Below are 13,313 nucleotides of genomic sequence, written 5' to 3'. Positions count from 1 at the left end.
TCGGTAGTATCTGCACAGTCGTTTAATACTGCTTACAAGAGTCATCAAAAGTGTTGTTTTATGGTATCGTCTGATGCAAACGCTAGACCCTTTTTGAAACGTGCTTGAGGTCGGGTAAAACCATGCAAAAACCCTTGAAAAAAATTGTCATTGTTGGCGGTGGCTCTGCAGGATGGCTAAGCGCTGGCATCATTGCCGCGGAGCATGCCGCAGATCAAGATTTAACGTCACAAAACAACCTTGAAGTCACCTTAATTGAATCGGCAGATGTACCGACCATTGGCGTGGGTGAAGGCACTTGGCCGTCAATGCGCACCACCTTGAAAAAAATGGGAATTTCCGAAACTGAGTTTTTGCTAGCGTGCGACGCAAGTTTCAAGCAGGGCTCAAAATTCACAAATTGGCACACCAATACCAACGAATATTACTACCATCCTTACACTTTACCCCATGGCTTTAACGAAACGAATCTTGCGCCATTTTGGCAAGCATACCGAGACCAAATAAGTTTTGCTGATGCGGTATGCACGCAGAGCCACTTGGGTGAACGCGACCTGGCGCCTAAACAAATTTCTACGGCCGAATATGATTTTAACGCCAACTACGGCTATCACCTCGACGCCGGTAAGTTTGCTACGCTTTTAAAAAACCACTGCATACAAAAGCTTGGGGTCAAACATATTGTTGACCACGTAACAAAGGTCAATAGTGCCGAGAATGGCGACATTGATTCTATATCGAGTAAAAGCCATGGCGACATCTCAGGCGATTTGTTTATAGATTGCACCGGCACATCGTCTCTATTGCTGGGCAAGCATTTTGGCATTCCTTTTGTTAGTCAAAAACATGTTTTATTTAACGACTCTGCACTCGCTGTTCATGTGCCCCATCAAAGCCCCGACAGCCCGATAGGCTCGTTTACTTGCGCAACGGCACAAAGCGCTGGATGGATATGGGATATCGCACTGCCCTCACGCAGAGGAGTCGGCTATGCCTACTCTAGCGCATATATTAGCGACGAAAGCGCCGAACAAGAGCTGCGTGCCTACATCGCCCCCATCATGGGCGACAAAGAAGCACACAACATTGCTATTAGAAAAATCAGTTTTGATCCGGGCCACCGTGAAAAGTTTTGGCATAAAAACTGTGTAGCTATTGGTTTATCAGCAGGTTTTATAGAGCCCCTAGAGGCCACTGCCTTAGCCTTAATAGAGCTCTCTGCGAAAATGGTCAGTGAACAACTACCAGCCAATCGTCTAGCGATGGATATTGTGGCAAAACGTTTTAACTCTAAATTCTTGCATCGCTGGCAAAATATCGTCGATTTTCTTAAATTACACTATGTATTAAGTAAGAGAAGTGATTCTGACTACTGGCGAGACATCAGTGACAATTCACAACTGCCTGAGAGCCTGCAAGAGCAACTAACCCTATGGAAGACTCAAGCACCGTACTATTACGACGCAACACATACCGAAGAAATGTTTCCTTCGGCGAGTTATCAATATATCTTGTATGGGATGGGCTTTGTAACGGAGGAGCCTCGCAAGAAACGGCTAGATTTGACTAAAAGAGCCGAACGCCTATTTAATGATAACGCGAAACACACTAAACACCTTTTGGCGACCTTACCGACCAATCGAGACTTACTCAACAAAATAAAACAATTTGGTTTACCTAAGATTTAACGATGACTTGGCTTTAAGGCAAAAGAAAACGTTCAACAACAAGGAAATTAGGACAAGATGGCAAACAACGTATTACTCAACAGTATCGACCATAAAGATGTAAAAGTGATCACCGAGCGCTCGCCCAAATACGGTGACAACTTATGGTATAGCCTAACTTTTCCTGCAGAGTTTAGAAGTGCACAAGCCTATTATCCAATTTTCTTTAACAAAGACCCAAATACCGGGCAGTTTTTTGCAGTCGCCATGTTTGGTTTTCAAGACCAAGAGAACTTGTTTTTACAAAATGGAAAATGGGATGCGGCCTATATTCCGCTTACTGTTGCTCGTCAACCATTTTTGATTGGCAAGCAAACCGTAAATGAAGACGGACAACAAAAAGAGCAGCGCGTACTGCACATCGATATGGACCACCCTAGAGTTAATCTAGAACACGGTGAAGCTTTGTTCTTGGAGTTCGGTAGCAATACACCCTATTTAGACGCAATCGCCGATATGCTCGAGGCGATCCATCACGGCATAGTTGATAGCAAAACGTTTATCGACTTGTTGCTTGAGCATGAGCTGCTTGAGCCCTTCACCTTAGATTTAGAGCTAAACGACGCGAGCAAGCACCAAATGAGCGGGTTTTACACCATATGCGAAGAGAAACTAAATGAGTTAGACGCACAAACCCTTGCCTCTTTGCACGCCAGAGGTTACTTGCAGGCCATCTACATGGCGATAGCGTCACAGTCTAATATCCGCGGCTTGTTGAATCGCAAAAACCAGCAGCTTGGTCTGTAGCGTTGTAAAGCATAGGCTAAGGGGATTCTGGTGTTAACAATAGACAAAAAAGTAAAAGAAATTAATCACTGCAAACCTGGTGACATTCCTGATTTTGTCTTCAACTCAAGCCAGCCCCTGATTCTTAGAGGCTTTGCTAACGATTGGCCCATAGTGTCAGCAGGTAAAGAGTCTGCAACTAAGGCGGCCGATTATCTGCGCGGTTTTTATTCAGGCAATCCTGTCAATGTAAGTTTTAGTGAGCCTGAAAATAAAGGTCGAGTGTTTTACGACAGCAATATGACGGGTTTCAATTTTAGTAGCGCCAAAGTAAATTTGAACGAGGTCTTAGACAAACTTCTTTCTCATGTTAACGATCCTGCGCCGCCAACAGTGTATGTAGGTTCAACAGAGATAAATGGATGTTTACCGGGCTACACTGCGCAAAATAATGCGTCAATAGACCATCTTCATCCACTCACCACTATATGGATAGGCAACCGCAGTAAAATAGCCGCACACTACGACTTTCCGAATAACTTAGCGTGCTGCGCTGTAGGACGACGAAAATTCACATTATTTCCGCCTGAGCAAGTCGCCAATTTGTATGTAGGCCCAATGGGCTTCGCGCCCGGCGGACAAGACATCAGCGTAGTTGATTTTGATGCGCCAGACTTTGAAAAATTCCCAAAATTCAAAGAAGCGTTAGCCTCTGCTCAAGTCGCTGAACTCGAACCCGGAGACGCACTATTTTTACCCGGCATGTGGTGGCATCATGTACAGAGCTTTGAGGCCTTTAATGTATTGGTTACCCACTGGTGGCGAGATAGCCCAGCTTTTATGGGAAGTCCCAATAATGCATTAATGCTGGCGATGCTCAGTTTACGTGATTTATCTAAAGAGCAACGACAGGCATGGAAAGCGCATTTTGACCACTATGTATTTGATCATGACGATAACGATATGGATTATATTCCTGACGAAGCAAAAGGAATATTGTCAAAACCACTTGATGAAATGGCTGCAAGAAAACTAAGAGCCTACCTGTTAAATAGGTTAAAACAATGAGCCTAAAGTAAGTTTGATGATTCGCTTGCAGGCACGATGAGTACTGAGGTTGTATTTTGAACAAACAAGACAGAAAAATTAAAAAGGTAGTGATAGCAGGTGGTGGAACTGCCGGGTGGATGGCGGCAGCTGCATTTTCAAAGCTGATCGGTAAACATCTTGAGGTCGTGCTGATTGAATCTGACGACATTCCTACCGTGGGCGTGGGTGAAGCCACCATCCCGACCCTACATATTTTTCATCAGCTCTTGGGTATTAACGAACAAGAGTTTATGGCGGCCACCAACGCCACCTTTAAACTCGGCATTGCGTTTGAAAACTGGCGTGATGTTAAACAAGACTACTTGCATTCTTTCGGCTTTTTAGGCCAAGGTTGCTGGGCCGCCGGCTTTCAGCATTTTTGGTTAAAAGGCAAACAGCGCGGGATTGCTTCTGAACTTGGCGATTATGTGCCTGAGCATTTAGGTGCAAGACAAGGCAGATTTGCCGTACAGCAAGGACAAGAACTAAACCATGCTTATCATCTAGATGCCGGCCTTTACGCTAAATATCTAAGAAACCTTGCCGCAAAGTATGGCGGTAAAAGGCTTGAAGGCAAAATCTCCAAGGTTAACTTAGATGACGAAAGTGGTTTTATTGATTCACTGACACTAGCTTCCGGCGAGGTGGTAGACGGTGACTTATTTATTGACTGTACAGGCTTCAGAGGCTTGTTAATTGAAGAAGCTTTACATACCGGCTATGACGACTGGAGCCATTTGCTGCCTTGCGACAGCGCAATAGCAGTGCAAACCAAAACCGTTAGCGCTCCAATTCCCTATACCCGAGCCATCGCTAGAGATGCTGGTTGGCAGTGGCGCATTCCGCTGCAAAACCGCACCGGAAATGGCCTAGTATTTTGTAGTAAATACCTGTCTGATGACGAAGCCACCCAAATTTTACTTAACAATATTGACGGCGAGCGTCTCAACGAACCGAGGGTAATCAAATTTAAAACCGGTCAGCGCAGAAAGTACTGGAACAAAAACTGTATTGCGATGGGCCTATCGTCGGGTTTTATTGAGCCATTAGAGTCCACCGGTATTCACCTATTTCAGCGTGCCATTGTGCGCTTATTGCAGATGTTCCCCTCTCAAGGGATAAATAAATCGGATGTAGAGGAATATAACGCGCAAACAAAAGAAGAAGCCGAAAATATAAAAGATTTTATTATTCTGCATTATCACTTAACCGAGCGCGCCGACACTCCGTTTTGGCGTTACTGCAAAAATATGGATGTGCCAGACTCTCTGAAACACCGCATGAAGCTTTTTAAAGAAAGCGGGCAGGTATTTAAAAAAGACGAGGAGCTATTTGGTGAAACTTCTTGGATACAGGTAATGATGGGCCAAGGCCTCATGCCAGAGCAATATCATCCAATTGTGGATATGATGGAAGATGATGAGCTAAAACGCTTCTTAGACACCATTAGCGGCGCAGTTAAAAAGAGAGTTCAGTCATGGCCTGATCATAATGATTTTATTAAGCGATACTGCCCGTCAACAGTCAGCACATTAGGCAAATAGTATTGAGACCTTGAAGGCCCAGCTTATTCTCAGTGAGTAAGCTGTAGTTCAGGACCTGTCTTAACGAAACAAGCATTCTGATAGAAAACTTGCTTACTGTTTTTACCTGAATCTATGTGCAATGTAACTTTAATCCCCCCCCGAACAACGAACGTACGCCACACCATGCATTTCTTTGCAAGACTTCAAAAGGTATTTACTACGTGCCTAATTATGACGATGATAGCTATATTGGTGTGAATGAAAATGGGCTGTTTTCTATTAACATTTTTGATGATGATGTTACTGGAAATATACAAACATGGGTACACGATGAGGGCGACACTTTTCGCAAACAGCGTGCGGATGGTACCTTGGCTGAGCCAATTAGCTTCGAGCGCGATGCAACGGGCAAAATTGTGTCTGTTGTACAATATGGTTATCGTTCTTTGAAGCGCCAATAGTCGGCGTTTGCGTCTACTAAACATTCATACTGCCGCAAGCAATGCGGCAGTATAATCTGCACTTCACTCTTCTGAAAAACTCAAGCCTGCGTTGGCCTCTAAGCGCTCTATGATCGTATGGCCAAAAACACTCGCCGGTGTCCAAAAGCCGCCGGCTTTGTCCGTTTTACTAATATCTTTAACCAAACAAACTGCCGATTCGCCAAGCATTTTAGCCGTCGAGCCATAGCCTGGATCACGGTCGCCGTTGACTTTACAACGTATGGTTTGTCCATCGTGAGTTTTGCCAACAAAACGTAAATCGTAATAACCGGCTAACTGCGCTTTAGGACTAGGCCCTTCACCTGGCTTCGGCAGTATAGTTTTTTCCATCAACCAACGGCTAGGAGGAATAGCGGCTGCCAGCATAAAACCACCCATTCCCGCAGAAAACGCAGTTGCACCAACGCCTCCCAATATACTTTTGCCGGTGATCATGGCTTCATCATAACGAAAGTCTTCGCCATATTGATTTGCCAACAAGGAGTTTGTACGGTGCACGATCCGAATGTTAATCGCCGCCATTACAAACGGGGCGACCCACGCCTGCATATCGTTATCATAGGCAGGGGTTTTTAAGTCAATTTGCTTGGTTTTAAAGGGATGATCAGGCGGGCAAAGCGCATAAGGGTTTACTAGGAGTTTGCGTAACTCTCTATCTTTGGTTGCCTCTTTGATCATATTCATCATGCTGGCTACTGTGCCCCCAGAAGCAGCGCCTTTCATAGTTTTTACGCGCATTTTAACGGTCGAACAATATTGACCAAAGCGTTCCTTGGCAATTTCTTGCAAGAAGTACACGCCCAAATCTGAGGGTATGGAGTCAAAACCACAGCTGTGTACAATACGTGCGCCAGAGATTTTAGCGGCATCTTCATACCGGTCGACCATTTTTTTAATCCATTGGGGCTCACCCGTCAAATCACAATAATCAGTGCCCTGCGTGACACATGATTTAACCACCGGCTCACCATATAAGGCGTAAGGACCAACGGTAGAAATGATCACTTTTGTTGAGCCGACCATTGCATCAACACTTGCTTGGTCGCTGGTATCGGCAACAATAGCGGTGAGCGCCTCTGCCGCGCTGCCAAAAGAGGCTTTCAGCGTTGACAACTTACTTTCTGAGCGACCAGCAATGGCCCATGTTAGGTCACCACCCACTGGATATTTTTCAAGCATGTAGCCAGTTAAAATCTCTCCGACGAAGCTGGTCGCGCCAAATAATATAATGTCGTATTGCTGCATGAATGAATCCTTGTAAGGTATTGCGTAAGGTATTGCGAAAAATTCTGCTAAAAATCGAAATCGTGCAAAGGGCTATGCCAATACGCGTTTGATATTGCCCAAATATGTGTCGACCATGCCCGAAAATTCCATTTTGACCACGGGGCTAATGGCTAATTTCAGCAGCCCAGGTAGAGGTAGCGTAAGCTCTGCTTTGGTTGTAAAGGCAACATCGGTGCCATTCGCCTGCTCAGCCAAGGCCCACTGACCCGATACAATGCCATTTCCCTCGCCTTTAATAGGCGTCCAGGTTACGGTTTTTGCGGTGCTGTCGGCTATATATTGGCATGCATAGCTTGTTTGTACTGAACTTGCCCCTAAATTGACCTTTTCCATCTCCCACTTATACACGTTTTCTGACAACTCGGTTATCGCATGCACTTTTGGAAAGTTTGCTGCGGATGCCGGAACATCAGATAAAAGAGAAAATACCGTTTCAATATCAGCAGCAACAGTAAAATTCCGCGTTAAATCAATAGTTACTTTTACAGTCATGGTGTGTCCTTAGGTAGAGTCGCAATTACCGCGCCTATCAGTAAATAATATATGAAAACGTCCTATTTGAGCAGTCTATCAGACTGTTCGGCTGAATATAGATAAAACGACGGTAACATAAGTGCTAAACAGAATGTTATTGGAATATGCGTGCTTGTAATGTAATGATTTCTAACTAGCATATTGCTGGCTCGCGTTTAACGTTAGACCTGCTTGTTTTCAGATGGCTAGTCATCGAGGGATATTCATTTTGCATGCCCAAGAAAAATAGGATAACAAATTTAAGGTGGAAAAATAGATGCGGTTACCGGGCGCTTAGCACCATTGATTGCGCTGTTGAGAAATATTGGAGTATTTAATAGGAAAATTGGGCACGCATGATTGGTTAAACCAGATACGCAGACCAAAAAATAGTATTTAAGTAAAGTTTAGTTAAGTGACATAAAGCGGTATTTTCTTATTAGCTAAAATGTATTAGCTAATTTACTTTATAAGGATATTACAATGATTGATAGAAATGAATTAACACAAGACGAAATAGAACTTGTCTCTAGTGGAAGTGTTTCAAACGATGCCAGATATGGCGGTGCATTAGCGAGTTCGATCTTCTTTACTGGTTTACTGTTTGTACCAGGAATCCGCACATCTGTTGCACTTGCAGCTTTTGGCGCATCGCTTTTCTCAAGCGGCATTGCAATGTCAATTGCCGGGAAGTAATTAATCTGACTACCTTCGTTTTAGGAAGTAGTCTTTAACTAAGGATATAACCACAATGGTATCAACTTTTTTACGACTACACGGCAGTGTCTTACTATTAGCAATATTATTCGCAACCCTACTATTCATTTTTGATCAGATTGATCATATCGGTTTAGCCATATGCACGATTATTAATTTTATTTTTGGTGAACTCGTAATCAAAATTGCCCGTCACCTTAACTAACTTAAGAAACTAACTTAAGACTTTTTATTGCAAGTAATTATTTATTGCGAGTAATAATATGCACTAGACAAGGAAGCAACGCATGGATGGACCTGTATACACCTTTTCGAATGAAGATTCGGAAACTGAACTGAATTTATTGGGTATGAATAGCGAGAATATTGCCGTAATTGCTGGCAGTGGTGCGCGGGTGATCCTGTCATATATCCGATAGCGATGGACAAAACACCATTTTATAAAACAGATGTGTTACTTGTAGATTAAATGCGAGTACCGCAAACCGCAGGGTAATATTGCGCTGCTATCAACACATTGGTGTAGAGGGATGTCGTTTATGTTTTCGGATTGTTGTGCTGCTAAGAGTTCCAGTATTTTGCTGGTTGAGTTAAGCCTTCACAATAAGACTGAGTTGTCGCTGTCTGGCCCGTTATCATCCGACAGTTGGGGCAAAGTAATTCGCGCCACCATTTAAGATTGGCGAGCATACATAAGCTAATAGCAACATCATCCTCATCATTGATCTTAGCGTGCTTAAGAGAGTAAAAATAGTAAGCCAAAGAGAGAACGATTTGAAAACACTAAATAGCGCCCCACCGCAATGTGAAAAACCCAGTTTGCTAAGCATATTGCTTGAGGCTAGGGCACCATTAGAATTTGCCTCTCTAGGCTTATGTGTTCATGCGCTATCAAAAGCTCCTAAAGGCGACGGTAGGCCGATTCTATTAGTGCCTGGTTATATGGCTAGCGACACGTCGATGCGCCCTTTAGGCAGCTATCTAAGTTATTTGGGTTACAGCGTGTATTACTCTGAAATGGGTCGCAATAAAGGCAGAGTGAATACCGATATGCTCCGGCTTGGTGCGAGGGCTGAGTCAATCCAAGCTGCCTTAGATGGACAAAAAGTTACCTTAATCGGCTGGAGTTTAGGCGGAATAATCACGCGTGAGGCCGCTAGGTTATTTCCTAACACTGTTAGAGAAGTCATTACCCTAGGCTCCCCAATCATTGGCGGGCCAAAATTCACCTCCATAGGCAAACGATATGTAGCCGCCAATGATATCGACATAGACGCCTTTGAAATTGATGTGCACCTGCGCAACAGCATTGGATTTACACAAGCAGTCACCTCAATTTATAGCAAAACTGACGGTGTCGTTGGCTGGCAAGCATCTGTCGATATTTACAACAAACACGCTAAAAATATCGAAGTAAAGAGCTCACACTTGGGTTTGGGCGTTAACCCCCAAGTTTGGAAGATTATTGCGCAAACGCTTTCTGCCGATAAGTAATACAAATTGTAAATACCTCATTATTGGCATGTCTCAAAATTGAACGAATAGGTTTTATAAGTGTAGGGATATTTTGGATTTGGCTTAAATCGGTGCCAGTCTTCGTAACGTAATAAAACAGCCGTTTTTGGGGTATTCAAAGCAGGTGAACTAGCCATGTCTGGCCAACCTATTTTGGCCCTCATCCCTGTCGCGATATTGCTTTTTGGAATTATATTCTACATTCGTATGAGAGATAGAAAGGGCTAAAACCGTACTATTAATTCGGTTTTATTAGCGAATTTTTATTGAAGGATTTTTATTGGAGGATTTTTATTGGAGGATAATGCCTCAATAATTCAGATACAATTTCAAGGCAGGGCAATAAGTTCATGCGGGCAAACAGGAAATAAGTGGTTTGACTATCAGGTCAACTGCCACTATTGACTAGCCTTTGTGACAGCTAAATTTGAAGATAGCTTTGTGTTTATTCATTTATGAATACTAGAAAAAATTAGCAAATATCACTGTCTGTCCTATAGCCTCATTCAGAAATGCGCTGTTGTTGGCGGTGATGGCTTATCTTTAATTGCCTAAATACGACAAGATCTTCTTGTCGATGGCAGTATTTATCCGCTTACCGGCATTGATACATATAATTGTCGTCACATTTTACAATTGAGCCATTAGGAAAAAACCCTCCGCATCGCGCTCTCTATTTTTCTATGGCACAGCTCTTGGGCCAATGGTTGCTTTACATATCGATTAGCGTTATTTTGGTGGCATCGTAAATTTTACTTTGCATGCTTGAACACAGTGTTTGTAGAAGCCTATCGCAAAGTGCACCCGCTAAACCGCAGTGCAACAACCCAAAGAGTACCGGAATGGATCACCTAAGCGGCTCAGACGCAGCCTTTTTACATTTGGAATCGCCCGAGACACCCATGCATGTTGGCAGTCTTGCCATTTTAGAATTACCTGCCGATTATTCGGGAGATTTCATGCTCGATGTGCGAACGCATATTCAAGAGCGCATGCACATGGCCGCCATCTTCCAAAGAAAGCTTGTGAATATGCCCTTTGATATCGCCAATCCTATTTGGGTATTGGATGAAGACATTGATATTGAATATCACATCAGGCACGTGATTGTGCCGCCACCCGCGACCCGCAACACTGTCGATAAGCTGATTGCAAGATTACACTCAAGCTTGCTTGATCGTAGCCGCCCGCTATGGGAAATGCATATACTCGATGGCTTGCCTGTACCTAAAGATTTACCTGAGGGCACACGCTACGTTGGACTGTACTCAAAAATGCACCACGCAGCACTCGACGGCATGGGTGGACAAGTTCTAATGGAAGCAATCATGGACGTAACGGCCGTGCCGCGCGAACCTAAAAAACGAATGCGTCGCAGAGAGTCCAGTAAAGGTGATAACTATGGCATCGCCGAATTAGCCGCATCAGGCGTGATGCATAACATTAGTCAATCGGTCAAATTAACCAAAAATTTGCCGAAGTGGTCTAAAAAAGCCTACAGCATGCTTAAACCTAGCATTAATCCAGATGGCAGCAAAGCCGAGAGAATGAATTGGCTGGCGCCTAAAACACCACTTAACGCGACGATCACCAATCAGCGCAGTTTTGCCCGTTTTTCGGTTCCGCATGCCGATTCTAAAAAGATTGCGAAACTGAACAATGTCAGTCTTAACGACGTGGTAATGGCGATATCAGGCGAAGGTATGCTGCGCTATTTTGCAGACGAAGGCTTCAGTTTAGAAGACCCCATGCTAGCCGCAATACCGGTGAGCGTGCGTCCTGAGGGCAATACCGAACTTAGTAATCAAGTATCCATCGTGCGCATGAGCCTGGCAACGACAGTAAAAGATCCCCTCGCCCGATTAAAAGCAATCAACATCTCGTCGACGCATGCGAAAACGCTTATGTCAGACGTAAAGTCGATAGTACCGACCGATTTTCCATCGATAGGCGCACCTTGGCTGGTTAGCAGCATTGCTTCAACATTGACCCGAGCCAGAGTCGCAAACTCTTTGCCGCCTTTTGCCAACGTATTGATCTCAAACGTACCGGGGCCGAATGTGACTTTATACTTTGCGGGAGCGAAGCAAGTGAGCATATACCCAGTCTCCATTCCCTATCACGGCATGGCACTGAATATTACTTTACAGAGTTACAACGGCTGGCTCGATTTTGGAATAATTTCATGTCAAAAGCTGATGCCCGATATCCACGAATTGGCGCAGCATATGACCGATGCATACAAAGATTTGCTAGAGCTAAGTCTAAATGCATATGGCGAGACGCCTGCGGTGCTCAGCAAGTAGCAACATTTGTGCTCAGGCTATCCTAAATGAGGGTCGCAGGATATATAAATATATTGATAGAGAACTTGTTAAATATTTGTTATTTTCATTGTTTTACTTCAACTTAACTGTGTATATTAATGACTCGTTAAGAACGAAGCGGATGTCTTGCTTTAAATGGATCAAGACAAAAACCACAATATAGGACCAAATAAAATGAGCAACGATATGCGCATTCCACGCAACGCAGAAAACGACCATACCGATGAAATGGCCAAAATTCGCAGAGATTTCATTAAAGAAAAAACCGGCGCAGATTTGGTGCATACTGGACAATACAGCATTGATACCAGCGTCTTACCTGGCAACGTAGAAAATTTTATCGGTATTGTACAGATGCCTGTTGGTGTTGCCGGTCCGGTGCATATTGATGGTGAACATGCTCAAGGTCATTTTTATGTGCCTATGGCAACCACTGAAGGTACTTTGGTGGCCAGTTATAGCAGAGGCATGCGCGTAATAAATGAATGCGGCGGCGTTAAAACGACTGTCGTTGAGGGATGGATGCAACGCGCTCCAGCCTTCATTTTTGACGATGCCCGACAAGCCCGGGACTTTGGGATTTGGGTAGAAGAGAACTTTGACCAAATAAAAGCCGTTTCAGAAACCACTACCCGTGTTGGCAAATTGGAGCACATTCAACAGTGGTCGGTTTCAAAAACCAAGTACTTACGCTTTAACTACACCACCGGCGATGCTGCGGGTCAAAACATGGTTGGTAAAGCAACCTTAGTTGCCTGCGAATGGATCAAGGCTAATTCCCCCATTCCGTGTTTTTATATGCTCTCGGGCAATATGGACACCGACAAGAAGCACTCACATTTGAATATGCTTCATTCTCGCGGTAAGCGTGTAATTGCTGAAATTATATTGAAAAAAGATGTCCTCGCCAAAGTCATGAAAGTCGATACCAAAATGCTTGCCGGTGCAACAACCTTAGCAAATACCGGCGCGCTAATGGCCGGTGCGGCTTATAATGGACCGCACTCCGCTAACGGAATTGCCTCAGTGTACATCGCAACCGGGCAAGATGAAGCCAATGTGGTTGAATCTCACGCCGGTATGCTTTCTCATCAATTGCTTGATAATGGCGATTTGTATATGTCGGTCACGCTACCGTCACTTATTGTCGCAACCTTTGGTGGCGGTACTGGTTTACCTACGCAAAATGAGTGTTTACAAATGCTCGGATGTGTAGGTAAAGGTAAAGCAAACAAGTTTGCTGAAATTGTGGCGGCCACGGTACTTGCCGGAGATATCTCTTTGGGCTGCGCAGTTATTGCGGGGCATTGGGTAAGCAGCCATGACCAAATGGGTCGAAACCGCTAAAAAGAATTAAGCTGTATTAGCCCGGTATTTTCCGGG

The 13,313-nt window shown here is 44.1% G+C and carries 12 protein-coding genes; 10 read left to right on the top strand and 2 right to left on the bottom strand.

The annotated features are described in order from the left end of the window. The first annotated feature begins 122 nt into the window (after nucleotides 1-122). The 5 genes from AB9H30_RS09475 to AB9H30_RS09455 all read left to right on the top strand — a co-directional run bounded on the left by AB9H30_RS09475 (nucleotide 123) and on the right by AB9H30_RS09455 (nucleotide 5,529). A complete protein-coding gene (locus tag AB9H30_RS09475) occupies nucleotides 123-1,688 on the top strand; it encodes a tryptophan halogenase family protein (protein WP_371194423.1) in 1,566 nt (521 codons plus the stop codon). 57 nt (nucleotides 1,689-1,745) lie between these two features. Next, a complete protein-coding gene (locus tag AB9H30_RS09470) occupies nucleotides 1,746-2,474 on the top strand; it encodes a SapC family protein (RefSeq protein ID WP_371194422.1) in 729 nt (242 codons plus the stop codon). A 30-nt stretch (nucleotides 2,475-2,504) separates the two neighbouring features. Continuing rightward, on the top strand, nucleotides 2,505-3,521 hold the full coding sequence (locus AB9H30_RS09465) for a cupin-like domain-containing protein (protein WP_371194421.1): 1,017 nt from the start codon (nucleotides 2,505-2,507) through the stop codon (nucleotides 3,519-3,521). 56 nt (nucleotides 3,522-3,577) lie between these two features. Continuing rightward, nucleotides 3,578-5,086, top strand: a complete 1,509-nt coding sequence (locus tag AB9H30_RS09460; protein ID WP_371194420.1) for a tryptophan halogenase family protein — start codon at nucleotides 3,578-3,580, stop codon at nucleotides 5,084-5,086. A gap of 203 nt (nucleotides 5,087-5,289) precedes the next feature. Further along, nucleotides 5,290-5,529, top strand: a complete 240-nt coding sequence (locus tag AB9H30_RS09455; protein ID WP_371194419.1) for a hypothetical protein — start codon at nucleotides 5,290-5,292, stop codon at nucleotides 5,527-5,529. A 63-nt stretch (nucleotides 5,530-5,592) separates the two neighbouring features. Here AB9H30_RS09455 and AB9H30_RS09450 read toward each other — a convergent pair whose 3' ends face one another. Beyond that, entirely contained in the window at nucleotides 5,593-6,816 is a 1,224-nt protein-coding gene (locus AB9H30_RS09450; RefSeq protein WP_371194418.1) for a trans-acting enoyl reductase family protein, read from the bottom strand. 72 nt (nucleotides 6,817-6,888) lie between these two features. After that, complete coding sequence (locus tag AB9H30_RS09445) at nucleotides 6,889-7,350, bottom strand: SRPBCC family protein (RefSeq protein WP_371194417.1); 462 nt, start codon at nucleotides 7,348-7,350, stop codon at nucleotides 6,889-6,891. 504 nt (nucleotides 7,351-7,854) lie between these two features. Between AB9H30_RS09445 and AB9H30_RS09440 the strand changes: the two genes are divergently transcribed. From AB9H30_RS09440 to AB9H30_RS09420, 5 genes are all read left to right on the top strand, one after another. Beyond that, nucleotides 7,855-8,067 carry a hypothetical protein gene (locus AB9H30_RS09440; RefSeq protein WP_371194416.1) on the top strand — a complete coding sequence of 71 codons (213 nt, stop codon included), beginning with the start codon at nucleotides 7,855-7,857 and terminating at the stop codon, nucleotides 8,065-8,067. A 308-nt stretch (nucleotides 8,068-8,375) separates the two neighbouring features. Continuing rightward, nucleotides 8,376-8,507 carry a hypothetical protein gene (locus AB9H30_RS09435; protein WP_371194415.1) on the top strand — a complete coding sequence of 44 codons (132 nt, stop codon included), beginning with the start codon at nucleotides 8,376-8,378 and terminating at the stop codon, nucleotides 8,505-8,507. Between the two features lie 355 nt (nucleotides 8,508-8,862). Beyond that, nucleotides 8,863-9,582 (top strand): esterase/lipase family protein, encoded by a 720-nt coding sequence (locus AB9H30_RS09430; protein ID WP_371194414.1) that lies wholly within the window; start codon nucleotides 8,863-8,865, stop codon nucleotides 9,580-9,582. Nucleotides 9,583-10,445: 863 nt separating this feature from the next. Further along, the gene (locus AB9H30_RS09425) at nucleotides 10,446-11,909 is read left to right on the top strand and encodes a wax ester/triacylglycerol synthase family O-acyltransferase (RefSeq protein WP_371194413.1); all 1,464 of its coding nucleotides are present in this window, start codon (nucleotides 10,446-10,448) and stop codon (nucleotides 11,907-11,909) included. A gap of 195 nt (nucleotides 11,910-12,104) precedes the next feature. Next, on the top strand, nucleotides 12,105-13,277 hold the full coding sequence (locus AB9H30_RS09420; protein ID WP_371194412.1) for a hydroxymethylglutaryl-CoA reductase: 1,173 nt from the start codon (nucleotides 12,105-12,107) through the stop codon (nucleotides 13,275-13,277). Nucleotides 13,278-13,313: the final 36 nt, after the last annotated feature.

Source organism: Glaciecola sp. SC05 (assembly GCF_041380235.1).
Lineage (GTDB): Bacteria > Pseudomonadota > Gammaproteobacteria > Enterobacterales > Alteromonadaceae > Glaciecola.
This window is presented reverse-complemented; position numbering and strand designations above follow the sequence as displayed.